Origin of the sequence: Limnohabitans sp. 63ED37-2 (assembly GCF_001412535.1) — a bacterium.
Lineage (GTDB): Bacteria > Pseudomonadota > Gammaproteobacteria > Burkholderiales > Burkholderiaceae_C > Limnohabitans_A.
Genome location: NZ_CP011774.1, coordinates 2,877,852 through 2,903,786, shown reverse-complemented (window position 1 = coordinate 2,903,786; position 25,935 = coordinate 2,877,852). Strand labels below are relative to the sequence as shown.

Annotated in this window: 28 protein-coding genes; 14 read left to right on the top strand and 14 right to left on the bottom strand. The window is 61.0% G+C overall.

Going from position 1 to position 25,935, the window contains the following annotated elements:
* Positions 1 to 27: 27 nt before the first annotated feature.
* The 3 genes from L63ED372_RS13725 to purU all read right to left on the bottom strand — a co-directional run bounded on the left by L63ED372_RS13725 (position 28) and on the right by purU (position 3,399).
* Positions 28 to 1,536 (bottom strand): FAD-linked oxidase C-terminal domain-containing protein, encoded by a 1,509-nt coding sequence (locus tag L63ED372_RS13725; protein ID WP_062406694.1) that lies wholly within the window; start codon positions 1,534 to 1,536, stop codon positions 28 to 30.
* A gap of 85 nt (positions 1,537 to 1,621) precedes the next feature.
* Positions 1,622 to 2,497, bottom strand: coding sequence for a LysR substrate-binding domain-containing protein (locus tag L63ED372_RS13720; RefSeq protein ID WP_062406692.1), 876 nt, complete (start codon positions 2,495 to 2,497; stop codon positions 1,622 to 1,624).
* A 47-nt stretch (positions 2,498 to 2,544) separates the two neighbouring features.
* The gene (purU, locus tag L63ED372_RS13715) at positions 2,545 to 3,399 is read right to left on the bottom strand and encodes a formyltetrahydrofolate deformylase (RefSeq protein ID WP_062406690.1); all 855 of its coding nucleotides are present in this window, start codon (positions 3,397 to 3,399) and stop codon (positions 2,545 to 2,547) included.
* 234 nt (positions 3,400 to 3,633) lie between these two features.
* On the opposite strand from purU, the gene L63ED372_RS13710 reads away from it, so the two are divergent.
* Together L63ED372_RS13710 and L63ED372_RS13705 are read left to right on the top strand one after the other, a co-directional pair.
* Complete coding sequence (locus L63ED372_RS13710) at positions 3,634 to 4,947, top strand: aminotransferase class III-fold pyridoxal phosphate-dependent enzyme (RefSeq protein WP_062406688.1); 1,314 nt, start codon at positions 3,634 to 3,636, stop codon at positions 4,945 to 4,947.
* Positions 4,948 to 4,978: 31 nt separating this feature from the next.
* Complete coding sequence (locus L63ED372_RS13705; RefSeq protein ID WP_062406685.1) at positions 4,979 to 6,055, top strand: AbrB family transcriptional regulator; 1,077 nt, start codon at positions 4,979 to 4,981, stop codon at positions 6,053 to 6,055.
* A 7-nt stretch (positions 6,056 to 6,062) separates the two neighbouring features.
* Here the strand turns inward: L63ED372_RS13705 and L63ED372_RS13700 are convergent, their stop codons facing one another.
* From L63ED372_RS13700 to L63ED372_RS13690, 3 genes are all read right to left on the bottom strand, one after another.
* Positions 6,063 to 6,344 carry a BTH_I0359 family protein gene (locus L63ED372_RS13700; protein WP_062406682.1) on the bottom strand — a complete coding sequence of 94 codons (282 nt, stop codon included), beginning with the start codon at positions 6,342 to 6,344 and terminating at the stop codon, positions 6,063 to 6,065.
* A gap of 100 nt (positions 6,345 to 6,444) precedes the next feature.
* A complete protein-coding gene (locus tag L63ED372_RS13695; RefSeq protein WP_062406680.1) occupies positions 6,445 to 7,797 on the bottom strand; it encodes a DUF3108 domain-containing protein in 1,353 nt (450 codons plus the stop codon).
* Positions 7,798 to 7,875: 78 nt separating this feature from the next.
* Positions 7,876 to 8,685, bottom strand: coding sequence for an IclR family transcriptional regulator (locus tag L63ED372_RS13690; protein WP_062408140.1), 810 nt, complete (start codon positions 8,683 to 8,685; stop codon positions 7,876 to 7,878).
* Positions 8,686 to 8,816: 131 nt separating this feature from the next.
* Here L63ED372_RS13690 and L63ED372_RS13685 point away from each other — a divergent pair, with 131 nt between their 5' ends.
* On the top strand, positions 8,817 to 9,827 hold the full coding sequence (locus tag L63ED372_RS13685; RefSeq protein ID WP_062406678.1) for a fumarylacetoacetate hydrolase family protein: 1,011 nt from the start codon (positions 8,817 to 8,819) through the stop codon (positions 9,825 to 9,827).
* 92 nt (positions 9,828 to 9,919) lie between these two features.
* Here L63ED372_RS13685 and L63ED372_RS13680 read toward each other — a convergent pair whose 3' ends face one another.
* A complete protein-coding gene (locus tag L63ED372_RS13680) occupies positions 9,920 to 10,237 on the bottom strand; it encodes a CcdB family protein (protein ID WP_062406676.1) in 318 nt (105 codons plus the stop codon).
* Entirely contained in the window at positions 10,237 to 10,500 is a 264-nt protein-coding gene (locus L63ED372_RS13675; protein WP_062408138.1) for a type II toxin-antitoxin system CcdA family antitoxin, read from the bottom strand. Before L63ED372_RS13675 ends, L63ED372_RS13680 begins: the two co-directional genes overlap by 1 nt.
* Before the next feature lie 186 nt (positions 10,501 to 10,686).
* Here L63ED372_RS13675 and L63ED372_RS13670 point away from each other — a divergent pair, with 186 nt between their 5' ends.
* Both L63ED372_RS13670 and L63ED372_RS13665 read left to right on the top strand, forming a co-directional pair.
* Entirely contained in the window at positions 10,687 to 10,974 is a 288-nt protein-coding gene (locus L63ED372_RS13670; protein ID WP_062406674.1) for a hypothetical protein, read from the top strand.
* Positions 10,967 to 11,785: a DUF2971 domain-containing protein gene (locus L63ED372_RS13665; RefSeq protein ID WP_062406672.1), complete on the top strand. Its 819-nt coding sequence runs from the start codon at positions 10,967 to 10,969 to the stop codon at positions 11,783 to 11,785. The genes L63ED372_RS13670 and L63ED372_RS13665 overlap by 8 nt, the downstream gene beginning before the upstream one ends.
* Before the next feature lie 21 nt (positions 11,786 to 11,806).
* Here L63ED372_RS13665 and gatB read toward each other — a convergent pair whose 3' ends face one another.
* The 3 genes from gatB to gatC are packed head-to-tail and all read right to left on the bottom strand — an operon-like array spanning position 11,807 to position 15,027.
* The gene (gatB, locus tag L63ED372_RS13660) at positions 11,807 to 13,258 is read right to left on the bottom strand and encodes an Asp-tRNA(Asn)/Glu-tRNA(Gln) amidotransferase subunit GatB (RefSeq protein WP_062406670.1); all 1,452 of its coding nucleotides are present in this window, start codon (positions 13,256 to 13,258) and stop codon (positions 11,807 to 11,809) included.
* Positions 13,259 to 13,263: 5 nt separating this feature from the next.
* On the bottom strand, positions 13,264 to 14,724 hold the full coding sequence (gene gatA, locus L63ED372_RS13655) for an Asp-tRNA(Asn)/Glu-tRNA(Gln) amidotransferase subunit GatA (RefSeq protein ID WP_062406668.1): 1,461 nt from the start codon (positions 14,722 to 14,724) through the stop codon (positions 13,264 to 13,266).
* Between the two features lie 3 nt (positions 14,725 to 14,727).
* Positions 14,728 to 15,027 carry an Asp-tRNA(Asn)/Glu-tRNA(Gln) amidotransferase subunit GatC gene (gene gatC / locus L63ED372_RS13650; protein WP_062406666.1) on the bottom strand — a complete coding sequence of 100 codons (300 nt, stop codon included), beginning with the start codon at positions 15,025 to 15,027 and terminating at the stop codon, positions 14,728 to 14,730.
* A 211-nt stretch (positions 15,028 to 15,238) separates the two neighbouring features.
* Between gatC and L63ED372_RS13645 the strand changes: the two genes are divergently transcribed.
* The 4 genes from L63ED372_RS13645 to mrdA all read left to right on the top strand — a co-directional run bounded on the left by L63ED372_RS13645 (position 15,239) and on the right by mrdA (position 19,814).
* Positions 15,239 to 16,282 carry a rod shape-determining protein gene (locus tag L63ED372_RS13645; RefSeq protein WP_062408136.1) on the top strand — a complete coding sequence of 348 codons (1,044 nt, stop codon included), beginning with the start codon at positions 15,239 to 15,241 and terminating at the stop codon, positions 16,280 to 16,282.
* 69 nt (positions 16,283 to 16,351) lie between these two features.
* On the top strand, positions 16,352 to 17,293 hold the full coding sequence (gene mreC / locus L63ED372_RS13640; RefSeq protein ID WP_062406665.1) for a rod shape-determining protein MreC: 942 nt from the start codon (positions 16,352 to 16,354) through the stop codon (positions 17,291 to 17,293).
* Entirely contained in the window at positions 17,290 to 17,811 is a 522-nt protein-coding gene (gene mreD / locus L63ED372_RS13635; protein ID WP_062406663.1) for a rod shape-determining protein MreD, read from the top strand. Before mreC ends, mreD begins: the two co-directional genes overlap by 4 nt.
* Positions 17,812 to 17,813: 2 nt before the next feature.
* The gene (gene mrdA / locus L63ED372_RS13630) at positions 17,814 to 19,814 is read left to right on the top strand and encodes a penicillin-binding protein 2 (protein WP_231624503.1); all 2,001 of its coding nucleotides are present in this window, start codon (positions 17,814 to 17,816) and stop codon (positions 19,812 to 19,814) included.
* A gap of 21 nt (positions 19,815 to 19,835) precedes the next feature.
* Here the strand turns inward: mrdA and L63ED372_RS13625 are convergent, their stop codons facing one another.
* From L63ED372_RS13625 to L63ED372_RS13615, 3 genes are all read right to left on the bottom strand, one after another.
* Positions 19,836 to 20,249 (bottom strand): VOC family protein, encoded by a 414-nt coding sequence (locus L63ED372_RS13625; protein WP_062406661.1) that lies wholly within the window; start codon positions 20,247 to 20,249, stop codon positions 19,836 to 19,838.
* 62 nt (positions 20,250 to 20,311) lie between these two features.
* Complete coding sequence (locus L63ED372_RS13620) at positions 20,312 to 20,674, bottom strand: TraR/DksA family transcriptional regulator (protein ID WP_062406659.1); 363 nt, start codon at positions 20,672 to 20,674, stop codon at positions 20,312 to 20,314.
* A gap of 114 nt (positions 20,675 to 20,788) precedes the next feature.
* On the bottom strand, positions 20,789 to 21,439 hold the full coding sequence (locus L63ED372_RS13615; RefSeq protein ID WP_062406656.1) for a glutathione S-transferase: 651 nt from the start codon (positions 21,437 to 21,439) through the stop codon (positions 20,789 to 20,791).
* 243 nt (positions 21,440 to 21,682) lie between these two features.
* Here L63ED372_RS13615 and L63ED372_RS13610 point away from each other — a divergent pair, with 243 nt between their 5' ends.
* From L63ED372_RS13610 to L63ED372_RS13590, 5 genes are all read left to right on the top strand, one after another.
* Entirely contained in the window at positions 21,683 to 23,848 is a 2,166-nt protein-coding gene (locus L63ED372_RS13610) for a TonB-dependent receptor family protein (RefSeq protein ID WP_231624502.1), read from the top strand.
* Between the two features lie 169 nt (positions 23,849 to 24,017).
* Complete coding sequence (locus L63ED372_RS13605) at positions 24,018 to 24,413, top strand: BLUF domain-containing protein (RefSeq protein WP_197275271.1); 396 nt, start codon at positions 24,018 to 24,020, stop codon at positions 24,411 to 24,413.
* Between the two features lie 58 nt (positions 24,414 to 24,471).
* A complete protein-coding gene (locus L63ED372_RS13600; RefSeq protein WP_335338091.1) occupies positions 24,472 to 24,837 on the top strand; it encodes a DUF2946 family protein in 366 nt (121 codons plus the stop codon).
* 131 nt (positions 24,838 to 24,968) lie between these two features.
* The gene (locus tag L63ED372_RS13595) at positions 24,969 to 25,436 is read left to right on the top strand and encodes a copper chaperone PCu(A)C (RefSeq protein WP_062406650.1); all 468 of its coding nucleotides are present in this window, start codon (positions 24,969 to 24,971) and stop codon (positions 25,434 to 25,436) included.
* A 31-nt stretch (positions 25,437 to 25,467) separates the two neighbouring features.
* On the top strand, positions 25,468 to 25,866 hold the full coding sequence (locus tag L63ED372_RS13590; protein ID WP_062406648.1) for a DUF2946 family protein: 399 nt from the start codon (positions 25,468 to 25,470) through the stop codon (positions 25,864 to 25,866).
* The last annotated feature ends 69 nt before the right edge of the window (positions 25,867 to 25,935 follow it).

Here is a 25,935-nt window from a genome sequence, read left to right as displayed (position 1 = left end):
CGCGGACCCGATGGGTCCGCCGTGTGATCAGAACCGTTCCAGCTCCGGGTGCTTGATGGCACCGGCCCGCACCAGCATGCGGCCGTACTCGGCGCAGCGGTTCAGCGTTGGAATCACTTTGCCGGGGTTGAGCAAACCTTGTGGGTCAAAAGCGCGTTTGACCGCGAACATTTGCTCGTTTTCTTCGGCGCTGAACTGCACACACATGCTGTTGACTTTCTCGATGCCCACACCGTGCTCACCCGTGACAGTGCCGCCCATGGCCACACTGGTTTCCAGGATGTCGGCACCAAACAGCTCGCAGCGGCGCAGTTGGTCGGCGTCGTTCGCATCAAACAAAATCAGCGGGTGCAAGTTGCCGTCACCCGCATGGAACACGTTCAGGCAGCGCAGCGCGTACTTGGTTTCCATTTCCGAGATGGCTTGCAGGATGTCGGCCAGGCGCTTGCGCGGGATGGTCGAGTCCATGCACATGTAGTCGGGGCTGATGCGGCCCGACGCCGGGAAGGCGTTTTTGCGGCCGCTCCAGAACTTCATGCGCTGGGCTTCGTCGCGGCTGACCGAAATGGCCGTGGCGCCGCAGTCACGCAGCACCGCGCTCATGCGGCCGATTTCTTCTTCCACCTCTTCGGGTGTGCCATCGCTCTCGCACAACAAAATGGCTGCTGCGCTCAGGTCGTAGCCCGCATGCACAAAGTCTTCGACGGCAATGGTCATGGGGCCATCCATCATCTCCAGACCCGCCGGAATGATGCCTGCGGCGATGACAGCGGCCACCGCGTCACCGGCTTTGCGCACATCGTCAAAGCTGGCCATGATGCAGCGGGCCAGCTGCGGCTTGGGCACCAGTTTGACGGTGACTTCGGTGGTCACGGCCAGCATGCCTTCGCTGCCCACCAGCACGGCCAGCAAGTCATAGCCAGAAGTGTCGAGCGCGTCGCTGCCAAATTCAATCGGGTCACCTTCGACCGTGAAACCGCGCACTTTGAGCACGTTGTGCACCGTCAGGCCGTATTTGAGGCAGTGCACACCGCCCGAGTTTTCGGCCACGTTGCCACCAATGGTGCAGGCGATCTGGCTGGACGGGTCGGGCGCGTAATACAGGCCGTAGGGCGCAGCCGCTTCGCTGATGGCCAGGTTGCGCACGCCGCACTGCACGACCGCTGTGCGGCTCACAGGGTTGACTGTTTTGATTTGGTTGAAGCGGGCCATGGACAGCGTCACGCCCATGCGGTGCGGCATGGCACCGCCCGACAAGCCTGTGCCCGCGCCGCGCGCCACCACGGGCACCGCCAAGGCGTGGCAAGCTTTGAGGACAGCTTGCACCTGCGCTTCGGTTTCGGGCAGCGCCACCACCAAGGGCCGCTCACGGTAGGCGGTCAGGCCATCACATTCATACGGCGTGGTGTCTTCGGGGGTGTAAAGAATGGCGTCGGCTGGCAGCACACGGCCCAAGGCCTGCACCACAGCGCGTTGGCGCTCGGCACGTTCGGTGGCGGTCAGTTGCTGTGTTTCGGCGGGGGTGTTGGCGCTCATGGCATTCAAAACCTTCAAGTTAGGCCTTAACTGTACGCGCAAGCCCAAGCCGTGGGGCTGAAGAATCTTTGACAGGCTTGTGAAATCAGGCCAGGGCTTTTTTCAACCAGTCGGCAAAGGTGGCGCACTCCCAGCGCTCCATGGTGCCCGTGCGCCAGCACAGGTAATGGGCGTGCGGGCTGGGCACACTGCGCTCGAACAGGCGCACCAATTGGCCGCTTTCCAGCCAAGGCGCACCGAGTTTGGTGCGGATCAGGCCCACACCCAAGCCTTGGGCGGCGGCGTCGCACATGAGGCCGATGTCGTTGAACGACGAGCCGTCCATGGGCTCGGGCCAGTCCAAGTCGTGCGCGGCAAACCAGGTGCGCCACGGCTCCAGGGGGCTGCGCAAGAGGGCCACGCCTTGCAGGTCTTCGGCGCTGGCAAAAGGGCCGTTCTCGCGCAGCCAGGCGGGTGAGGCCAGGGGCGTCACATCGTCCTTGGCCAGACACACATGTTCCACATCCGAATAACGGCCGGTGCCAAAACGCACCGTCAAATCGGCGTCTTCGGCCACCACGTCCAGCAGGGGAATGCTCACTTGCAAGGTGATGTCGATCTCGGGGTAGGCGTCCAGAAAATGCTTCAAGCGTGGCATGAGCACCGAGCGGGCAAAGGTCGGGGTGACCGCCAGGCGCAGCTTGCGGCGGCCCGGCGTGTTGCTGGCGCTGGGGAAACGCTGCAGCGACACCAGTCCTTCGCGCACATGGGCCAGGTATTCAATGCCTTCGGTGGTGAGTGAAAAATCAGCCCGGCCAAACAGCTTGGTGCCGATGATTTGTTCCAGCTGCTTGACCCGGTGGCTCACCGCGCTGGGCGTCACGCACAGCTCCTCGGCCGCTTGGGTCACACTGCGCAATCGCGCCAAGGCCTCAAAGGTCAAAAGGCACTGGATGGGGGGGATGCGCGAGTGGGCGGACATGTTGAATCAGTTGGGGACAGAGCTAAAGATCTGTCCCGCAAGGTTATTTATTTGAAAATCACCGTCTTGTGGCCATTGATCAGCACGCGGTGTTCGCTGTGCCACTTCACGGCGCGGGCCAGCACCTGGCTTTCGGTGTCGCGGCCTTGGGCTGTGAGGTCTTCCACGGTTTTGCTGTGGTCCACGCGGGCCACGTCTTGTTCGATGATCGGACCTTCGTCCAGGTCGGCCGTCACATAGTGGGCGGTGGCCCCAATCAGCTTCACACCCCGGTCGTGGGCCTGGTAGTAAGGCTTGGCCCCTTTGAAGCTGGGCAAAAACGAGTGGTGGATGTTGATGGCACGCCCGGCCAGTTTGCGGCACAGGTCGTCGCTCAAGATTTGCATGTAACGGGCCAACACCACCAACTCTGCGCCTTCAGCCTGGATGATCTCGTACTGCTTGGCTTCAGCCTGTTGTTTGGTGTCCGTGGTCACTGGGATGTGGTGGAAGGGCACGTTGTAGCTGGCCGCCAGTTGGTAAAACTCACGGTGGTTGCTGACGATGGCGCGAATGTCCAGCGGCAGCAAGCCACTTTTCCAGCGGAACAGCAGGTCGTTCAGGCAGTGGCCTTCTTTGCTGACCATGAGCACGGTGCGCATGGGCTGGGCAGTGGCGTGCAGGTCCCATGACATGTTGAAGGTGGTGGCAAACGCACCCCACTGGGCATTCAGAGCATCACCGCCCAACTGGTCACACGCGAACTGCACCCGCATGAAAAACAAACCCGTGTCGTGGTCGTTGTATTGGGCCGCTTCTTCGATATTGCCCCCGCGCTCGAGCAAAAAACCCGATACGGCGTGCACGATGCCGGTGCGGTCGGGGCAAGAGAGGGTCAGGATGTAGGTGGCAAGTGGATTCATGGGGTGGGATTGTCGCCCATCTTGCGTTCTTGCCCGCGTCTCAAGTCGGCACGCGCAGCACCTGTCGCCCAAAGAGGTGTTCCGACGCGGCCACAAGGGCAAAGCTTGTCATGGGGGGCAAAAATGGGCCGTGCTGTCATGCATGTGCACCTTGCCCAGCGGGCCCTCCTATAAACTGGAGGACGCCCAGACTCATCAGCAAGGAGACCGCCTGTGAACCCCGCCCACATTCCCATGGACAACCAGTGGTTGCCTTTCACGCCCAACCGCACCTTCAAACAAGACCCACGTGTGTTCGTGGGTGCCGAGGGCATGCACTTCACCACGCACGACGGCAAAAAGGTGATCGACGGCATCTCCAGCCTCTGGTGCGTGGGTGCGGGCCACAACCGCCGCCCCATCAACGAAGCCATCAAAAACCAGCTGGACACGCTGGACTACGCCACCGCTTTCCAGGCCAGCAACGACAAGGCCTTCAAAGCCGCGCAGATGATTGCCGACATGGCGCCGGGTGATCTGAACAAGGTCCTGTTTTGCAATTCGGGCTCTGAGGCGGCCGACACGGCCCTGAAAGTGGCGTTGGCCTACCACCGCGCCCGGGGCGAAGGCCACCGCAATGTGTTCATTGGCCGGGAAAAGGGTTACCACGGCGTGAACTTTGGCGGCATGAGCGTGGGCGGCTTGCCCGCCAACCGCAAGGTGTATGGCGCACAACTGCTGCCGCGTGTGGACCACATGCGTTTCATTCACGACCCGGTGAACCACGCCTACATCCACCATGAAGAACCGGTATGGGCCGAAGATCCTTTGCTCGAGCTGGAAAACCGCATTCTGGTGCTGCACGATCCGAGCAACATCGCGGCGGTGATTGTGGAGCCGATTGCGGGCAGCGCGGGCTGGTACATCCCGCCCAAAGGCTACGTGAAGCGCCTGCGCGAGATTTGCGACAAACACGGCATTTTGTTGATTTTTGACGAGGTGATCACCGGTTTTGGCCGCTTGGGGGTGAACTTCGGTGCTGACTATTACGGCGTGGTGCCCGACATGCTCAACTTCGCCAAGGCGGTGACCAATGGTGTGATCCCGCTGGGCGGGGTGATTTGCCGCGATTTCATCTACGACGCGATGATGAACGCCAACTCGCCTGCCCACGCCATCGAGTTTTTCCACGGTTATACCTATTCCGGTCACCCTGTGGCTTGCGCGGCAGCGATTGCCACGCTTGATTTGATGAAGGAAGAAAACCTGTTTGCCCGCGCGGGGCAACAGGGCCGGGTGTTGGGCGACGCGATGCACAGCGCTTTGAAGGGCTTGCCCAACGTGATCGGCATCCGCACGCTGGGCTTGGCCGGAGCCGTGGAGCTGGCCAGCATCCCGGGCACACCGGGCAAGCGGGCTTACGACATCTTCATGGACTGCTTCCACCACGGCGTTTGGGTGCGCCCGGCAGGCGAGAACATCGTCATTTGCCCGCCTTACATCGTGGAAGACGCACACATCGACCAGATCGTGCAAACGGTGGCCGACAGCATCCGCCGACACGCTTGATGCACGGGACCCAGGGTGCGGGGGCGCATCCTTGAAACGCTGGCCACGCACCTTGGGCACTTTGGCCGCCGCTTGGCTGGCCGCTGAACTGTGCGTCTGGCTGGGCACACCCATTCCCTGGATGCTCGGCCCTTTGCTGATCACAGCGCTGGCCTCGATGGCAGGCGCGCCTACCCACAGTGCCAATTTGTTGCGCAACAGCGGTCAGTGGGTGATTGGTACCGCCTTGGGCTTGTATTTCACGCCGCAGGTCAGCGCCCTGGTGTTGGCCCAGTGGTGGGCCATTGTGTTGGCGGTGCTGTGGGCGCTGGCGCTGGGGGCTTTGTTTGGTCTTTGGTTGCAGCGTCGCCATGGTGCCGAGTTGGGGCACCTGCCGCCCAGGGCTTTGTTGGCCACCACGTATTTTTCCGGCTCGATTGGTGGCGCGTCCGAGATGACGCTGCTGGCCGAGCGCTACGGCGCCCGCACCGATCTGGTGGCGGCAGCGCACAGCATGCGCTTGGTGATGGTGGTGATTGCCGTGCCGTTTGGCATGCAGTGGGCACAGCACCAATGGGGTTTGACGGTGGACGCTTCCTTGTTGCCCGGCCCGCGGCTGGCGCAATGGCCGGGCTTGCTGTGGCTGGGCTTGGTGACGGCAGCTGGCGGCTGGGTCATGCTCAAGCTGGGGCGCACCAACCCGTGGTTCATGGGTTCATTGCTGGCGTCGATGGCGGTGACCTTGGCGGGGTGGCAGTGGTCGGCTGTGCCCAATGCGCTGTCCAACGCGGCGCAGCTGGTCATCGGGGTGAGCTTGGGGATTCGGTTTCGGCGCGAATTCGTCAAGACCGCTCCCGGCTGGCTGGCCTCGGTGGCCTGGGGCTCCTTGTGGATGATGGGCGCGTCGGTGGTGTTTGGTATGGCCCTGGCGTGGGGCACGGGCTTGCACCCGGCCACGATGATTTTGGGCACGGCACCCGGCGGGATCACCGAGATGGCCATTACAGCCAAGGTGCTGCAGTTGGGGGTGCCGGTGGTCACGGCTTTTCAGGTCTGCCGTCTGGTGGCGGTGTTGCTGATCGTGGGGCCGCTGTTCACCTGGGTGGCGCGGAAGACGGCCAAGGCCTGATGGGCGGTCAGTGCACCAACACAGGCTGCTGGGCCAGTCCGGTGTAGCCTTCCAGGGTGTCTTCGACCTCTTCTTGTGTAGGCGTGTGCTGCTGCCAGGCCTGAATCTGTTGTTGGAACATCTCCGCCCAAGAGCCATCCAGATACACCTCTTTGCCCGAGCGCTTGTCCACGATTTCAAAACCATGACGCTCCAGCTGGGGGGCGCTGCTGGTGGCCGCAGTTTCAGTTGGCGCATTGGCCAGCATGTGCATCACGGCAAAGGTTTCGGATTCATACAACAGGTTCATGCGTTCATTCTCCCTCAACTTATGGCTTGCAAGTGGGTGCACATGTAACAACTTCAAGTGGATGTGGTTTTTGGTGGATTTGTGTCGATCTGGTGCGGGGTCACTGTGCGGGTGGCAAATCGGCCAAGGCTTCCCGTCCGGTCAGCTGCAGGTCAATGAAGCTGCCACTGACTTGTGTGATGCGGATGCGCGTGGGCAGCCAGTCGTGTGCGGCCGAGACCCAGAATTCGACTTGCGCATCAAAGCGGTTGCGTGGCTGGCACACCCATTTGATGGTCTCCACGCTTTTTCCGTCCATTTGCAGCGTCTCCACTTTTTCCAGGGTCAACAGCCAGGGCAAAGCATCGCGCACGGTGGCGGTCTGAATTTGTAAACGGGTGCCGGGCTGCATCCGCTTGCCGGACTGGGTCATGGCGGCGGCCAGCTGTGCATACAAGCTGACCTGGTCTTGCGCCCCGGGCTGCAGGGGCGTGGTGGGGGCGTTGTTGCTGAACACAATGCGTTGGTTCGGACGGTCAAAGTGGGCCGCTCGTTCGCTGCGCCAGCTGTCTGAGAACCGGGTGGGCGCCAAACCCGTGGCATTGATCTGGCCTGCGCTGCGCCAGTGTCTGGAGCCCAGCAAAAAGGCTTTGACCGACAAGCTCATGGCGTAGGCGCTCGCGTTGTGCTGCCAGCGCAGCTCGCCCGAGGCTTGGTATTGGATGCCTTTTTCTTGGCCGCTGAGCTTGTAGCTCAACAAGGCGGAGGGGGGCAGCGAGCCCAAGGCCACAGCAGGCAAGGCCATGGTGGCACTGGCGATGCGCTCGGGTGAAGGTGTGGCGAATTGAGCGGTGCCTTCACTGGTCGAGACGCTCTTGTCGGGGCTTTGACCGGTCTCAGTGCCATCGGCTTTGGCGATCACGGTGCCGGGCACCTGCGTGAGTGCGTTGGCTGCAGGTGTGGGCTCTGCGCTGGGGGCTGTGTGGGTTTGAGGTTCAAGCTCCTGCGCAGGCTCATGGGTTGCGGTGGCCAGGGTGGCAGGTAGGGCCGGGTCGCGATCCAAGGCCTGCTGTGGCGTGGGTGAGCCTGCATCGGGCAAGGCCGTGTCTGAAGGCGCCGCTTGGGGATGGGGCACATTCGGGGCCGCCGCAGTGGGGGGTGCCGTGGGCTTGGGGATGGGCGCGGGTCTGGGTTTTTTGACCAAGGCCACGCGCGTGCGGGCTGGTGTGAGGTTCAGCTCGCTGACCGTGGGTCCATGGGCAGAGTTCGCCAGGGTTCGGGTCTGCATTGGCCCCGTGCGCAGTGTCTGAGGGCCGCTCAGTTGCAAGTCCAGCGTGCCCGCCAGACTCATCAGAAAAAACAGGTGCAGCACCCCCACCAGCGCCCCCCAGCGCAGCAAGCTGCGTGTGCTCGGCCGCCCTGTCAGCGGTGCAGCTGGCGGCGGCTTGGAGTGAGTGGGCGCAACCGTGCTCATGGGTTCACAAGTTGTGGATCAAGGGCGTGATCATGAGCTTGGAGAAAAGCCGTGCGTAAAAATTCGAATGGCCCTTGTTCAGGCCGAGCGCCATCCGAGGTCGGCTGACAATTGCTGGGCAAATGTCCGCAGTGCTTGGGCCATTGGGCCTTGCCAGTTGGCATCGAAGGTGGCCGAAGACCCAAGCGACACCACACCCAAGGCCAGATGTCCCCCTGCATCGAACACGGGCGCACACAGTCCTGAAATGCCCGGCAGCAGCACGTTGACCACGCGGCCCAGGCCTTGTGCACGGGTTTCGCTCAGCAAGGCTTGCACCTGCGCAGGGGTGGACGGCAAATCACTGCGCCCCAATTTGCGGGCAAGGGCCAGCTCCGCATCCATCATGGGCCGAGCCTTGTCGGCTGCACCGCCGTGGCCAATGAAGGAGGCAAAGCAACGGCCCGTGGCCGATGACAACAGTGGCATCACATCGCCCAGGCGCAGGCTCACCGGCATGGCCAGTGGGGTTTCCTGCCAGTGCACCAGAGTCGGGCCCCGGTTGCCCCAAACGGCCAGGGCCAGGGTGTGGCCGGTCTGGTCCATCAAAGCAGGCAAACGCTCTCGCGCCAGCTTGACCGCATCGAGTCGGGACAAGGTGGCCAAACCCAGGCGCAAGGTGGCGGGGCCGAGTTCATAACGGGTGTTGGCGTCCTGCACCACCAGATTCAGACGCTGAAAGCTCACCAGGTAGCGGTGGGCTTTGGCCGCGCTCATGCCGGCAGCGCTGGCCAAGTCGCGCAACATCAAGGGCCCAGGGGCCTGCGCCAGCACATCCAGCAGGGCAAAACCCACCTCCACCGACTGGATGCCTGCGCGCTCTTTGTCCCCTTCCGGGGGGGTATTCATGGTGCTTTCGTTGGCCATATGCTCTAGAATCAGGTTTCGATTAGTTAAACGAGTTTAACAATGCGTAATTCAATACGCCATTCACCCGTGGTGTCCACGGCGGTGAAGGGCGTACAAAACGGGCAAACATCATGAAATTGGCGACCTACAAAGACGGCTCACGCGACGGACAACTGGTGGTGGTCTCGCGCGACCTGAGCACTGCCCATTATGCGACCGGCATCGCCAGCAAACTCCAGCAAGTGCTGGACGACTGGAACTTTCTGGCCCCTCAGTTGGAAGACCTGTACACGACGTTGAACCAAGGCAAAGCACGCCACGCTTTTCCGTTTGACCCGGCCCAATGCCTGGCCCCGCTGCCCCGCGCTTACCAGTGGGCCGATGGCTCAGCCTACATCAACCATGTGGAGCTGGTCCGTGCGGCACGCAACTCCGAAGTGCCCAGCAGCTTCTACACCGACCCACTGATGTACCAAGGCGGCAGCGATGATTTCATCGGCCCTTGTGACCCGGTGGTGTGCGCCAGCGAAGCGTTTGGCATTGACTTTGAAGCTGAGATCGCCGTCGTCACCGGCGATGTGCCCATGCAAACCAGCGCTGACGATGCCATCGAGGGTGTGCGCCTCGTCATGCTGGCCAACGACGTGAGCCTGCGCAACCTGATCCCGAACGAGCTGGCCAAAGGCTTTGGCTTCTTCCAAAGCAAGCCTGCCACCGCCTTCAGCCCCGTGGCCATCACACCCGACGAATTGGGTGACGCCTGGCAAGGCGGGCGCGTGCACCTGACGCTGCAGTCCACTTGGAACGGCCGCAAAGTCGGCATGTGCGAGGCTGGCCCCGAGATGACTTTCCACTTTGGACAATTGATCGCCCACATCTGCAAGACGCGCAATGTGCGTGCCGGCTCCGTGGTGGGCAGCGGCACTGTGAGCAATAAAAGCGTCGACGTGAACGGCAAACCCGAGTGGCCCAAAGGCTACAGCTGCATCGCCGAAAAACGCGCCATCGAAACCATACTCGATGGCAAGCCCTCGACCGAGTTCATGAAGTACGGCGACACGATTCGCATCGAGATGAAGGGCCAAAACGGTGAGAGTTTGTTTGGGGCGATTGAGCAGGAAATCGTGCCGTTGGAGCGCTGAAGCTGGCATACCCTTGCCCCTGTGGGAGGCCGCCCCTGCGGCCGAATGGCGTGGCACACGCCCCGAAAACCCGACGGGCCAAACGGGCCTGATCAATAACCTTGGAACAAAAAATCCATAGCGGCAGTGATCTGGTCTTGTGCTTGGGCGAGCGAAGTCACGTGCGACTTCAACACCCGCAGTGGAATCGCGCCCATTTTGGGCGTTTCCAGCAGATACTTTTCGCCTTCTATGGTGAAAATCGGTGTCAGTTGCGTCGACAGCTTGACCTTGGGGAAGTGCTTGAGGCTGCGCAAGGGAATCACCATCCGGCTGTCCAGGCCATTGAGCAGGTCGCTCTGCACATCCAGCAGGTAGGGGGTGGTGGCCGCATGGTTGCCAGGGTTGGCATAAACGTCAAAGCGCGCCATCAGAAACTTCTCCACTCATCCAGCGGCAGGCCTTCCGCCTCGATGGTTGCGTTGTAAGCCGATATGAAATCTGCGTGATCCTCGCGCCATTTGCGCTCCTGTTCGCGGCGCACAACTTCACGCAGGTGGCTGTCGCAGACCTGAGAAATGTTGATGGCGAGGTGCTTTGCAGCTTCCAGCACATCGTTGCTCAGGCTGAGGTTGATGGCGCGCTTGCCTGAGACGCCGGTGCGCACGCGATGGGCTGACTGTGTGGCTGGCATCGTGATCTCCATGCGCATAGATGTGTGCGCATATCTTAACCCGCATGCTGGTTGGGGGCACAGGTGGGCGACAACGACGCATTGATTTGCCCTTGATGGGTGGTTGAAATAGGTGCGCTCGACAAGGGTATGCAAGCTTTGCAGGGCGTGTGAAGCGTAAATCTATAAAACCTGCTTTGGGCTTAATTGCGTGAGCAATATCCAAGTCTCACGCTCACGCAAACCAAGGCGATCAACAAGCTCTATGACGTGGAGCCTGACGGCTTTGCCAACGGCATCAGCACCGAGAAATACGTGAACCTCTGCCGCGTGTTACGCGCCACGGCCTACCGCGAACTCACGGCGCTTTGTGAGTTGGGGGTGTTGGTGCAGACAGGGACAGGGCGGGGACGCGGTACAAGCTCAGCTCCGATATCAGCGAGCCGAGTCAATAAGCCGCTCAAAACGATAAACAACAATTTGGAAGATGAGTGAAAGCATGCATGTTGAAAACGCTCCCTTTGAAGAAGACCATCCCTATGTCTGCAAGTTTCGCGACATCAATGAAGATTTCCTGAGCCTCTTGCCTCAATTGGAAATTTACATTCCAACGGTGGCGCAGTTGAATGATCCGCTGGAAGGTGTTTTGACTGAGGGCTATTTATGGGATTGCAACCCTCCACCGGTCAAGAGTGACGTGGAGTCCTATTTGCAGCGTGTTGGCGTTTATTCAGTTTCGATCCACGGAAAAAACTGGCACGCATCCAACTTTTTACCCATGTGGGCTTCCTATGCCAACGACCATAAAGGTGTTTGCATGGTGTTGAAGCGAAAGCCGTTGCGCGATGAACGGTTCAAGTGGGTGAACGTGGACTACGTTACGCACCGTGACAATGATAGGGGTGCGCAGGCCCGACGAATAAGGCCTCCCACATTCACCCATGACTTATTTGGCAATGCGCAAGCCAAGTTATCCAAAAAGTACGACTATTGGCAACATGAGCGTGAACTGCGATTGATTGCGCAACCCGGATCTACGGGCCGTCGAGCGATGGATCAGTTTTTCGAGTTGCATGCCATGGTGTTCGGCTTCAGCGCCAAACAAGCGGACATTTTGAAGGCTCTTAATCAGCCACCTGAGGAGACCAAAGAAAAGCTGATGAATGCACACGATATGGGCATTTATCAGGTTATCAACCCTCAACCCGTGATGGCGCATGCCCACCCATCAATATCGCCACTTAAGGATTTAAGGCCGTTGCTGGAACTCAAGCCAAAACCGAGTTTCGAATGGGGCGCCGCATAAGCACGACCCCATTCGGAACCATCAACCCAGCTTCTTCATCAACAACGCATTCACCTGACCCGGATTGGCCTTGCCCTTGCTGGCTTTCATGATGGGGCCGACCAGGCCGTTCAGGGCCTTGGCATTGCCCGCCTTGAACTCTTCCACGTTCTTGGGGTTGGCGGCCAGCACTTCGTCGATGATTTTTTCGAGCTCGCCGGTGTCGTTCATCTGCTTGAGGCCTTTGGCTTCGATGATGGCGTCGACTTCGCCTTCACCGTTCCACAGACCTTCAAACACCTGACGCGCCGCGTTGTTGCTGATGGTGTTGTCGCTGATGCGGCCGATGAGAGCGGCCAGTTGCGCAGCGCTGACGGGCGATTGCTCGATGCTGAGTTCGCTGGCGTTCAGGCGGCGTGAGACTTCGCCCATGATCCAGTTGCTCGCCAGTTTGGCTTGGCCGCAGGCTTTGGCGGTGGCTTCAAAGTAGGCGGCGACCGCCTTACTTTGGGTGAGTTGCGTGGCGTCGTATTCGGGCAGGGCGTAGTCTTTGACGAAGCGCTCGGCCATGACACGGGGCAGTTCGGCCATCTCGCTGCGCACGCGCTCGACCCAGTCGCGGCCAATCACCAGCGGCGGCAGGTCGGGGTCGGGGAAGTAGCGGTAGTCGGCAGCGTCTTCCTTGGTGCGCATGGCGCGGGTTTCGCCCGTGTCGGGGTCGAACAGTACCGTGGCTTGCTGGATGGCGATGCCGTCTTCGATTTGGTCGATCTGCCAACGCACTTCGTAGTCGATGGCTTGCTGCATGAACTTGAAGCTGTTCAGGTTCTTGATCTCGCGGCGGGTGCCCAGCGGGCCACCGGGCTTGCGCACCGAGACGTTGGCATCACACCGGAAGCTGCCTTCTTGCATGTTGCCGTCGCAGATGCCGATCCAGGTCACGATCTTGTGCAGCTCTTTGGCATAAGCCACGGCCTCTTCGCTGCTGCGGATGTCGGGCTGGGTGACGATTTCCAAGAGCGGCGTGCCTGCACGGTTCAGGTCAATGCCTGATTGGCCAATGAAGTCTTCGTGCAGCGATTTGCCCGCGTCTTCTTCCAAGTGGGCACGTTCCAAGCGCACGGTTTTGCGCACGGTCTCTTTGCCTTCTTCGAGGAAGAACGACACTTCACCGCCTTGCACCACCGGGATCTCGAACTGGCTGATTTGGTAGCCCTTGGGCAGGTCGGGGTAAAAGTAGTTTTTGCGTGCAAAGATGCTGCGCTCGGCAATGTGCGCGTTGACACCCAAGCCGAATTCGATGGCGCGTTCCACAGCGCCCATGTTCATCACCGGCAGCGTGCCGGGCAGGGCCATGTCCACCGCGCAGGCTTGCGTGTTGGGTTCGGCGCCAAACGCCACCGAGGCGCGACTGAAGATCTTGCTTTTGGTTGAGAGTTGGGCGTGTGTTTCGAAGCCGATGACGACTTCGTAGCCTTGGACGAGTTTGCTCATGTTGTTCAGACTCCTGCCGGTTTTTGCAGGTGGAAATCGGTCGCTTGTTGCAGTCGGTGTGCGGCGTTCAGCAACTGGGCTTCCTTGAAGTAGTTGCCGATCAGTTGCAGGCCCACGGGCATGCCGCCTGCGCCAAAGCCTGCGGGCACGCTCATGCCGGGCAGGCCCGCCAGCGAGGCAGGCAGCGTGAAGATGTCGGCCAAATAATCGGCCACCGGGTCGTTGGCGTTCTCGCCAAACTTCCAGGCCACGGTCGGGGCCACGGGGCCCGCGATCACATCGCATTCTTTGAACGCGTTCTGGAAGTCGTCGGCGATCATGCGGCGGATTTTCTGGGCTTGCAGGTAGTAGGCGTCGTAATAGCCGTGGCTCAGCACATAAGCGCCCGTCATGATGCGGCGCTTGACCTCGTTGCCAAAGCCTTCGGCGCGGGTCTTTTTGTACATGTCCACCAAGTCGGTGTAGTCCTTGGCGCGGTGGCCGAACTTCACGCCGTCAAAGCGGCTGAGGTTGGAGCTGGCTTCGGCCGGGGCAATGATGTAGTACACAGGAATCGACAACTCGGTGCGCGGCAGGCTGATGGGCACCAGTTTGGCGCCGAGCTTTTCGTATTCGCGCAAAGCGCTGTCTACGGCAGCGCGCACATCGGCCGCCAGGCCTTCGCCAAAAAACTCTTTGGGAATGCCAATGCGCAGGCCTTCGAGTGAGTTGTTGAGCGCAGCCGCAAAGTCTTCGGTCGGCATGTCCAGCGAAGTCGAGTCGCGGTCGATGTCGCCACCGCACATGGCGCTGAGCAGCAGGGCGCAGTCTTCGGCGCTGCGGGCCATGGGCCCAGCCTGGTCGAGGCTCGAGGCATAGGCGATCATGCCGTAACGGCTGGCGCGGCCATAGGTGGGCTTGATGCCGGTGATGCCGCAAAAGCTGGCGGGCTGGCGAATCGAGCCACCCGTATCGGTGCCCGTGGCGGCGGGCGCAAGGCCTGCGGCCACGGCGGCGGCGCTGCCGCCGGAAGACCCCCCGGGCACGCGAGCGGTGTCCCAGGGGTTTTGCACTGGGCCATAGGCTGAGTTTTCATTGGCCGAACCCATGGCGAATTCGTCGCAGTTGAGCTTGCCCAAAGTGACCATGCCTGCGCTGCGCAGGCGCTGCACCACGGTGGCGTCAAAAGGCGAGCGGTAACCGCTCAGGATTTTGGAGCCGGCGGTGGTCGCGAAATCGCGGGTCACGAACACGTCTTTGTGTGCCACGGGCACGCCTTCGAGAGGGCCTGCGGTGCCGTCCGCCAATTTGGCATCCGAAGCTTGGGCCTGGGCCAGCGTGACTTCGCTGTCAATGTCCAGAAAGGCGTTGTGCGGGTTGCCGCCCATTCGGGCCAAAAAGCGGGTGGCCACTTCGACGGCGCTGACCTCTTTGGTTTGCAAAAGGGTGGCCAGCGCTTTCACGCTCAGGTTGTGCAGATCGCTCATGACTTACTCAATGACTTTGGGGACCAGGAACAGGCCGCGCTCGACGGCGGGGGCGCTTTGCTGGTTCAGATCGCGTTGGTTGGGTTCACTGGCCACATCGGGGCGCAGGCGCAGCGTGATGTCCTGAATGGCCGCCACGGGGTGGGCCATGGGGGTGATGCCGGTGGTGTCCACCGCCTGCATGGCTTGCACAATGCCAAAAAAGCCGTTGATCTGAGTGAGCATGCGCTCGCTTTCATTGGGCTTAAGTTCCAGCCGGGCGAGGTTCGCGATCCGGGCAATATCCTGCGGGGTCAGGGACATGGTTTGAAAAGAGTTGTAAAGGACTTGTTTTTACGGCTTGAACGGGGCCTGTGAGCGCCTGTTTCACCGGGGGATCGGGTATTATCCTGCGTTTGGTGCCGCTCACTGCGCAATCTCCGAGCCCGCCCTGATGACACCCCTGATTTGACCGGCGCACTTTCCCAGCATGCCACCTTTGGGCCTGGGCCATGTTGCGTCAAAGGACCCTTGCATGTTTTCCTCTTTTCGCCGCTATTTTTCCAGTGACCTGGCCATTGATCTGGGCACCGCCAACACCCTGATTTTTGTGCGTGACAAGGGCATCGTGCTCGATGAGCCTTCGGTGGTCGCGATCCGCCACGAAGGCGGCCCCCAGGGCAAAAAAACCCTGCAGGCTGTGGGTCACGAGGCCAAAGCCATGCTGGGCAAAGTGCCTGGCAACATCGAAGCCATTCGTCCCATGAAGGACGGTGTGATCGCCGACTTCACCGTCACCGAGCAGATGCTCAAGCAGTTCATCCGCATGGTGCATCCCCGCAGCACCTTCCGCCCCAGCCCCCGCATCATCATTTGTGTGCCTTGTGGCTCCACGCAGGTGGAGCGTCGCGCCATCCGTGAGTCGGCCTTGGGCGCAGGCGCCTCCGAGGTGTACCTGATCGAAGAACCCATGGCCGCAGCCATTGGTGCGGGTTTGCCTGTGTCCGAAGCCTCGGGCTCGATGGTGGTCGACATCGGCGGCGGCACCACCGAGGTGGGTGTGATCTCGCTGGGCGGCATGGTCTACAAAGGCAGTGTGCGTGTGGGCGGAGACAAGTTCGACGAAGCCATCATCAGCTACATCCGCCGCAACTACGGCATGCTGATTGGCGAGCCGACCGCAGAAGCCATCAAGAAAAACATCGGCTCGGCGTTTCCGGGCAGCGAAGTCAAGGAGATGGAAGTCAAAGGCCGCAACCTGTCCGAAGGCGTGCCACGCAGCTTCACCATCAGCTCCAACGAAATCCTCGAGGCCTTGACCGACCCACTCAACCAGATCGTGTCAGCCGTCAAGACCGCTCTGGAGCACACACCGCCTGAACTGGGTGCCGACATCGCTGAGCGCGGCATGATGTTGACCGGTGGTGGAGCCTTGTTGCGCGACTTGGACCGCTTGTTGGCCGAAGAAACGGGGCTGCCCGTTCTGGTGGCTGAAGACCCGCTGACCTGCGTGGCCCGCGGTTGCGGCATGGCGCTGGAGCGCATGGACCAGCTGGGCAGCATTTTCACCAGCGAATAAGCCCTTGTCGGATGCGGCCCCGCCGCATCCTCACTTTCTCATTTCACCACCATCCGGTGCAATTGAACCATGGCCCTGGATACGCTTGAACGCAGTGCACCGCCGATCTTTCGGCAAGGTCTGTCTGCGACTTCCAAGATGCTGTTGTTGGGGCTTCTGGCGGTGTTGCTGATGGCGGCCGACCATCGGATGCAGATTTCTCAGCCCATCCGCTCGGGCGTGGCCTTGGTGCTGTCCCCATTGCAGTGGTTGTCGCTGCAGCCCGTGCATGCGTTCAACGCCCTGACGCGTTACTTTGGCGATCTGGAAAACGCACAAGATGCGGCTTTGAACTTTCAAACCCGCACCATCGCCCAAGCCCAACGTTTGCAGCAGGTAGAGCAGCTCAGCCAAGAGAACGCTCATTTGCGGCAATTGCTGGACCTGCGGGCCCAGGTGGCGGGTCCTGCCAAGGCGGTACAGGTGTTGTATGACACGTCAGACCCCTATACCCAGCGCGTGGTGGTGGACCGTGGTTTGTTGGCCGGAATCGTGCAAGGCTCGGCCGTCATTGACACGGCTGGGGTGGTGGGGCAGGTCACACGCGTTTACCCGCTGGTCAGCGAGGTCACGCTGCTGACCGACCGGGCGCAGACCATCCCTGTCATGAACGCCCGAACCGGCAGCCGCTATGTGGCCCATGGTGACCCGCAAGCCCTGGGAGGGTCATTGGATTTGAAATTTGTACCCGCGGGTGCGGACATGCAAAAAGGCGATTTGTTGACCACCAGTGGCATCGATGGGGTGTATCCGGCGGGCTTGCATGTCGGGCGCATTGCCCGAATTGACCGACGTGTGGACTCGTCATTTGCCCGTGTTCACGCCGAGCCCATGGCCACCGAGCGAGGGCGGCATTTGCTGGTGCTCTTGCCGGTCAAGGACTGGCCAGAACCCCCGAAGCCGGAAGAGCCCAAAGCGGGCAAAGCCAAGGGGGGCACATCTGCTGTGCCTGCTGCCGGAGCCAAACCATGATCATGCCTGCAGGGCGTCCCCTGCTCTTGCCCGCCAACCCCAAGTTCATTGCCTTGAGCTTTCTTTTGGCTTTGTTGCTGCACATGTTGTTGGGGCTGCTGGGCTGGCACTGGCTGCCTGATGTGCTGGCCATCGTGATGGTCTTCTGGACCGTGCACCAGCCACGCCGTGTCGGCCTGGTGCTGGCCTTCCTATTGGGTTTGGCTTTGGATGTGCACGAGTCGGCTTTGCTCGGGCAAAACGCGCTGTCCTATGTGGTGCTCTCAGGACTGGCCACGGTGGCGCAGCGGCGCATGCTGTGGTTCCCCTTGCGCGAGCAGGCCTTGCAAATATTGCCGCTCTTCGTGGTGGCCGCTGTGGTGGAGTGGCTCACGCGTTTGGTGGCGCACGATGCTTGGCCCGCTTGGAGCCAGCTGCCTGGGCCTTTGTTGCAAGCGGCCTTGTGGCCTTTGGTGGGGGCCTTGCTGCTGGCGCCCCAGCATCGCGCGTTCGAGCGAGACGATATTCGTCCGCTGTGAGCATGTCTTGGAACCTGACCTCACTGTCCGAGCTGCGCGACACACGCGCTGAAATCCTGCGCTTCCAAAACCGTGTGCAGGTCATGCAGTGGGTGGTGTTGTTTTGTTTTTTGCTGTTGGCCAGCCGTCTGATTTACCTGCAAGTGGTGCGTCACGACGATCTGTTGGCGCAAGCTGAAAACAACCGCACAGCCATCTTGCCCACTGTGCCACCGCGGGGCACGATTTTGGACCGCAACGGCGTTGTGCTGGCCAGCAACTATTCGGCTTACACACTGGAGATCACACCCTCGAAGGTCAAGGACCTGGAAGCCACCATCAATGAGTTGGCCGAGCTGGTGGACATCCAAACCAAGGACCGCCGCCGTTTCAAGCGCTTGCGTGAGGAGTCCAAGAGTTTTGACTCGCTGCCCATTCGCAACCGCTTGACCGATGAAGAGGTGGCCCGCTTCAGTGCGCAAAGTTACCGGTTTCCAGGCGTGGAGATCAAGGCCCGATTGTTCCGCCAGTACCCCTACAGCGAGCTGGCCAGCCATGTGATTGGCTACATCGGGCGCATCAACCAGCGAGACAAGGAGCGGCTGGAAGAGGAAGAAGATGCCGCGGCCAATTACCGGGGCACCGAATACATTGGCAAGCTGGGGGTGGAGCAACGCTACGAGCGCGAGCTCCACGGCATCACGGGTGTCAACGAGGTGGAAACTTCCGCCGGTGGCCGGGCTACCCGCAGCCTGTCCAGTCGACCCGCCATACCCGGGCAAAACGTGGTGTTGTCCATCGACATCCAGTTGCAAAAAATGGTGGAAGACTTGTTCGGTAACCGCCGCGGTGCGCTGGTGGCGCTGGATCCGAACAACGGGGAGGTGCTGGCCTTTGTGAGCAAGCCGACGTTCGACCCCAACTTGTTCGTGGACGGCATCGATGTCGAGAATTGGCAGATGCTCAATGAATCCATCGACAAGCCCTTGCTCAACCGGGCATTGCGCGGCACCTACCCGCCCGGTTCAACCTACAAGCCTTTCATGGCCATGGCCGCATTGTCAACGGGCAAACGCAGCGCCAGCACCATCATCAACGATGCGGGCTCTTGGACGTATGGCGGACACACCTTCCGCAGCCATGGCGATGCCGGGCTTGGTCCGGTGGACATGGTGCGCTCCATTGTGCTGTCGAGCAATGTGTACTACTACTCACTGGCCAACGAGATGGGCGTGGATGCGATCCATGATTTCATGAAGCCATTGGGTTTTGGCCAGATCACGGGGATTGATCTGCCCGGGGAAGTGCGAGGCATTTTGCCCAGCACCGAATGGAAGCGGAACTATTACAAGAAACCTGAGCAAAAGAAATGGTACGGCGGCGAGACCATTTCTTTGGGCATCGGTCAGGGTTACAACACCTTCACCATGCTGCAACTGGCCTCGGCCACCGCCACCTTGGCCAGCGGTGGCATGCAGTTCAAACCCCGTGTGGTCACGGCCACACAGGACGCGCTGACCCATGCCCAGACCCAGGTGGGCGCCCAGCAGCCGCAGCATTTGGGGTACAAGCCAGAGCACATGGAGGTGGTGCGCAACGGCCTGGTGGGGGTGGTCACCTCGGGCACTTCGGCGCGGGTGTTTGCCGGAGCGGGTTACACCAGCGCGGGCAAAACCGGCACGGCGCAGGCGGTGACCATCGGTCAAAAAGACAAATACGATGCAGCCAAGCTGTCCGAATACCAGCGCGACCATGCCTTGTACATGGCCTATGCACCTGCCGAGAATCCAAAAATTGCCTTGGCGGTGGTGGTGGAGAACGCAGGTTTTGGTGCCGCCTCGGCAGCCCCGATTGCTCGGCGGGTGTTTGACTATTGGCTGCTGGGGCAATACCCCAGTGAAGAAGACATCGCCGCCACGCAAAAAGGCCAGACTGCCGCACCGATCGGCAAGCCACGGAGCAAATCCGAAGTGCCCTTGATCGCGCCCAAGGCGTTGACTGCGGGCAAAACCGAGCGGCCCTGATACATTGAAAAGCCAGGGTGTTCAGCTGGCGTAAACCGTGTCCAAGCTGGCGAAACCCTTGACTTCGATCGGGTTGCCAAACGGGTCCATGAAGAACATGGTCCATTGCTCACCAGGCTGACCCGCAAAGCGCAGGTGGGGCTCGACCACAAACTTCATCTGCTTGGCCTGAAGGCGATCGGCCAGTGCTTGCCACTCGGCCTTTTGCAAGACCAGGCCAAAGTGCGGCATCGGCACCAAGTGGTCGCCCACATGGCCCGTCAGGGTGGTTTTAAAAGGCTCGCCCAAGTGCAGAGAAATTTGGTGCGAAAAAAAGTCAAAGTCCACCCAGGTGTTGGTGGAGCGGCCTTCCTGGCAGCCGAGCACATCGCCGTAAAAGCGACGCGCTTCGTCCAGGTCGGTGACGTGAAAAGCGAAATGAAACAGGCTGTGCATGCGTTCAAGCATATCAGCCCAAAGGGCTCATGGCAGCGGGAAGAACCCGAAGTCTGGACGGCTCAGCGGTGGTGCTCCGACAGGCTTTGGCAGCTGAAGCAACGCTTGGCCGTGGGGTAAGCACTCAGACGGGCAGAGGGAATGCTGATGCCACATTCGGTGCAGATGCCGTAGGTGCCAGCCTGGTAGCGTTCCAGCGCGGCATCGATCTCGCCCAACTCGGCGGTTTCGTGTTCGTTCATGGCGAACTCATCGTTGCGCTCTGAAATGGCCTGGGCTCGGTCATCAAAACTGCGCACATCGTGCTCAGCCGCCATGTCCGCGCGAGAGACCAAGCCGCCCCGCTCTTGAGCGATGCGCTGCAGAAGTTGAGCGCGTTCGAGCAAGAGTCGTTCGCGGTGAAGGGTGTGAATGGATGAAGTCATGCCTTCATCCTAGGCACCTGTCGCGAAGCGGTATTGATGTGGGTCAACCCCCGTGGCCGCGTGGCCGAGCCACGGGCCGGGGTCGATGCACATCAGGTGTTCAAACGCACAAACTCAGCTTTTGGCCTTCATGCGGGCCATCATCAATTCCATATTGGCTTTGCGGTCGGCGTTGACTTTTTGCATGTGGGGGCGCTCGCCCATCATCTTGAGGTAATCGCGCACTGGCAGATCAGCGAGGAAGTCTTTCCCGTAGACCAGCTTGGTGGCGCCCGAGACCAAAGGGAAATGCGTGACGGCCGCGCAATCGGCCAAGGTCAGTGTGTCGCCCGCCACAAAAGGCGAGAACTTGGCCAGCTTGGCAAAAGCGGCGATGTTTTTCTCGAGCTGCGCCCCGACTTTTTCTTTCACCGAGTCGCTCACCTTGCCGCCAAAAAAGGCTTGCGGGTAGAGGTTGCGTGCCACCAGTTCCAGGTGCAGGTCCAGAAACAGCGCCAATTCACGCACCTTGGCAGCGGCAAAGGGGTCTGCAGGCAGCAGGGGGTTTTGTGGGTACTTTTGCTCGATGTATTCCAGCATCACCGCCGACTCGCACATCGCGCCATCTTCGGTTTTGAAATAAGGCACTTTCCCCAAAGGGCTGGCCGCAGGGTCGGTTTCGCCAACCCAGGCCAGTTCTTCTTCAAAAGGCACGCCTTTTTCGAGCAGGGCCAGTTTGACTTTGTTGTGGTAGTTGCTGCCTGCAAAACCGCAGAGTTTGAGCATGGAAAGCCTCTTGAGGGAATGAAAAGATGGCAGCGTAGTGTCCCCATTCGTTTGTGGGGGTCACCAAGATGACGGCGGGTGCTGTCTTCTCGGCGTCGCCACTGTCTTGAGCTTCACCAGAAAATGGCCACAACGGATGGTGTTCAGGGGCTCAGGCCCGCACGCCATCCCATTTTTACCGGCCAGATGCATCTCTGCACGATCATGAAAACAGTCTCCTTGACCCCTTTCTCCCGCTCTAGCATGAACCCCATCCATGGCGCCCGGCTGGCCCCTGTGGCCTGGGCCATCAGCCTGATGTGCGTCACAGGCGCTCAAGCGCAGTCGGTAAACGATTCTGCGGCTGTGGCCGACGCCGGGGCCTTGTCGCCCGTGGTGGTGTCTGCCGAGCGCGCGGGCGGCGGGGTCTGGCGTGGCGCAGCCTCGGTCGATGTGGTGAGCGGCGATGAGCTGCGCGAGGGGCAAGCCCAGGTCAATTTGTCAGAGAGTTTGGGGCGTGTGCCGGGCCTGGTGATCCGCAACCGACAAAACTACGCCCAGGACCTGCAAATTTCGGTGCGCGGCTACGGCGCTCGCGCCACCTTTGGTGTGCGCGGCGTGCGGCTGTTTGTGGACGGCATCCCGGCCAGTGCGCCGGACGGCTCGGGCCAGGCGGCCAATTTTCCGCTGGGCAGCGCTGACCGGGTAGAAGTGGTGCGCGGCCCGATGGCCGCACTGTACGGCGCATCGTCTGGCGGTGCCTTGCTGCTTTACACCGAAGATGGCCAGCGGCCCGCGCAGTGGCGCACTGGTGTGGTGGCTGGCTCTGACGGCTTGTGGCGAGCCTCGACGCAAGCCACTGGCCAGACCGGCACACCCCAGGCCCCGGGTTGGTCGTACGCGCTGGACGTGAGCGGCTTTGCCACCGATGGCACACGCCCACAGTCAGCGGCCGACCGCAGCACGGCCAACATGAAACTCTCTCGCTCGCACGAAGGCGGGCGCACGGTGCTGGTGTTCAACCGCCACAGCAGCTCGGCGCTCGATCCGCAAGGTCTTAGCCGTGCCGAGTTCGACGCCAATCTCGACCAAACCAATGCCGGGGCGCTCAGCTTCAACACCCGCAAAACCGTCTCACAAACCCAGTTGGGTTTGGCCTTTGAGCAAGCGTTAGGCGGTGGCCACAAGCTGGAGCTCATGGGCTATGGCGGCCAGCGCCAGGTTGTGCAGTACCAATCGATCACCACGGGCGCGCAAGTGCCTGCAGGCAGCTCGGGTGGGGTGATCGATCTGGACCGCGACTACTGGGGCTGGAACGCCCGCTGGCGGCATGACCGCGAATGGCAAGGCGGTCGCCTGTCCCTCAGCGCTGGCGTGGCGTCTGACCTGCAAAGCGACACCCGCAAGGGCTATGAGAACTTCATTGGAGCCACGCTGGGCGTGCAAGGCAAGTTGCGCCGTGACGAGGTCAACCGCGCCCAAACCCTGGACCCTTACGTTCAAGCCGAGTGGCGCACACAAGACCTGACCCTCATGGGTGGCTTGCGCCAGACCCGCACCGAATACGAATCCACCGACCGTTACATTGTGGGCAGCAACGGGAACGACAGTGGCAACAAGGACTACACCGCCACCTTGCCTGTGGTCGGTGTGCGTTGGCAGTGGAGCCCATCCGCGCAGGCCTTTGCCAGCATCGGCAAAGGCTATGAGATCCCCACACTCAACGAAGTGGCCTACCGCAGCGGTGGTGTCTCGGGCTTCAACACCCAACTCAACGCCGCTCGCAGCACCAGCGCCGAACTGGGCCTGCGCGGCCGCGCCGAGCTGTTGCGCTGGAGCGCGACCGCGTTTGACATCCGTACCGACGACGAGATCGTGGTGCAAAACAACACGGGTGGCCGCACCACGTTCCAGAACGCCGGGCGCACCTTGCGCCAAGGTCTGGAGCTGGCGGGCGAATGGCGTTCCGGACCCGTCACGTTCACCACGGCCTACACCTGGATGCGGGCGAACTACCAAGACGCATTCTTGACCTGCACCACATCAGGTTGCCCCAACGCCACCCCACAGGTGCAAGTGCCGCAGGGCAATCAAATTCCGGGCCTGCCCAAGCAGCAGCTGTTTGCCCAAGCGGCCTGGGACACGGGCTGGGCTGGCAGCCGGGTCACGCTGGATGCGCGGCATGTGGGGCGCGTGATGGTCAATGACCTCAACACCGACGCGGCCGCGGCGCACACCTTGTTCAACCTGGGCATACAGTTCAAGCAAGAGCGCGGGGATTGGACGCTCAAGGAGTTTGTGCGCTTGGACAACCTGACCGATCAAAAACATGCAGGCTCGGTGATCGTGAACGACGGCAACGGCCGTTTCTTTGAGCCAGGGGCTGGGCGAAAGCTGTTGCTGGGGCTGGAGGCGCAGCGCAGGTTCTGAATGCGTTCAAGCCAGACCTGAACATGCCGGTTCACTGACCAAGAGGCAGCCCCCACCTCAGGGTCGTGGTTGCACGATCTGGCCTGAGCGCAGAGTGTGTTTGAGAACCTTTGTAAGGCTCATATCAAGGCCATCGACCAAAATGCCGGGCCTTGATTTGGAGCCCCTCATGTTGGAACGACTCGTTTACCGTTCAAAAGCCACCCACAAATTGGGCAGCTTGCACCTGTTTAATTTGCTGGTGCAGTGCCGCAAACGCAACAGCGAGTTGAACATCACCGGACATTTGCTCTACACCGAAGAGGTGTTTGTGCAGTGCATCGAAGGCCCACCAGCTTCGATCGAGGCATTGTGGCAAAGTCTGCAAAGAGATGACCGCCATCACAGCGTGGAGTTGCTGTCGCGAAACCCCGAAACGGCAAGGCGTTTTGCCCATTGGTCGATGGCATTTTCGTCCTATGCCTACTTCAACAAATACAACATCCCCGGTTTTTTCCCGGTTGACCAGGCGGGCATGACCCATGTGGCCGAGCGATGCGCCAGTTCTACGCTCGAGCTGGTTTAACGCCAAGTTCAAACCCCATGGCACAGGGCTTTAATGGCCCAATGTCATAATCTCATTCATGTTTTTCTTGCAGTCCCTGCGCAACGCCCACCGCCTCACCCGCCTCGTGCTGGTGTGGTTTGCGTTGTTTGTGGGTGTGGCTGTGGCTTCGCCGCTGGTCAACCCCGAGGGCGTGCAACTGGTGTGCACCACTGCGGGCAGCGTCAAGCTGATCCAGCTCGATGCCGATGGCGAGGAAGCGCAAAGCAGCCACCACGGCTTGCATTGCCCCTTGTGTTTGCCAGCGGCCGCACCCCCGGTGGCCTCTGTTTCAGCGCCAGTCCATGTCGGGCTGTCTCATGCGCTGCGCCCTCTAGAGCAGGCCCGGCTGGCCTCGCTCATCGGCTTGCCTTGGCAGGCCCGCGCTCCCCCTTCTTTGTCTTGATCACGGCAGCTGTTTGAGGGCCCAGTGCGGCGTGTCCGCATGAGCCGCATCATTTGCCTGCGATTCGGCGTGCTTGCTATCAGGCGGCGCCACATCTTTTCCCCTCGTGTCCTTTTTTACTGGAGTTCGCCATGAAACGCGTTGCTGTCTCTTTTGCCGTCCTGTTGTCGGCCTTTGCCGCCCAAGCCCAAGTCACTGTGAAAGACGCCTGGGTGCGTGCCACCGTGGCGCAGCAAAAGGCCACGGGGGCTTTCATGCAGCTGCAGTCGGCGCAAGACGCCAAACTGATTTCGGCCCAGTCGCCAGTGGCGGGTGTGGTTGAGGTGCACGAAATGGCCATGGACGGCGGCGTCATGAAAATGCGTGCGGTGCCCAGTTTGGCCTTGCCTGCAGGCAAAGCGGTGGACCTCAAGCCCGGCGGTTACCACGTCATGCTGATGGACCTGAAGGGCCAGGTCAAAGACGGTGACACCGTCCCCGTGACCTTGGTGGTTGAAGGCAAGGATGGCAAGCGTCAAAACATCGAGATCAAGGCCTCTGCCCGCATGGCTGCCGCACCCGCCATGAAGCATGGTGATGGCCACAAGCACAAACATTGAGCTGACGGATTGACCTTCGCCTGAACTCGCCATGACCTGGACTTCTGCCCAACTGCGCAGGCTCAGCCTGTGGTTGATTTGCGCGATGCTGTTGGCGGCTTTGGCCCCCACGGCTTCGCGTGCGCGGGCCTGGAGCCAGGGCAGCGCCGTGCCTTGGATGGTGGTGTGCACCAGTGACGGCAGACTACAGACGGTACTCAACCAGCAGGGCAATACACAGAGCGACGAAGGTTCTGTGCCAGGCGTAGCCATGCTCGACCATTGCGCTTTGTGCGTGTTGGCCAGCGACCGCATGGCGCCCCCGCCCACCCTCTTGTCGTGGCAGGCTTTGCCACAAGCGCCGCCCCTGCTGGCGCAGTTGGATCCACACATTTCTCAAGCCGTCCCCCGCTGGACGGTCCACTCCCGTGCCCCGCCTGCCCACGCCTGAAGTCAGCCGTGGCAGGCCGGGCCCATGCCCGCCTGCTGTTTGCCGGGTGCCCGCTTTTCAGCGGGTGCA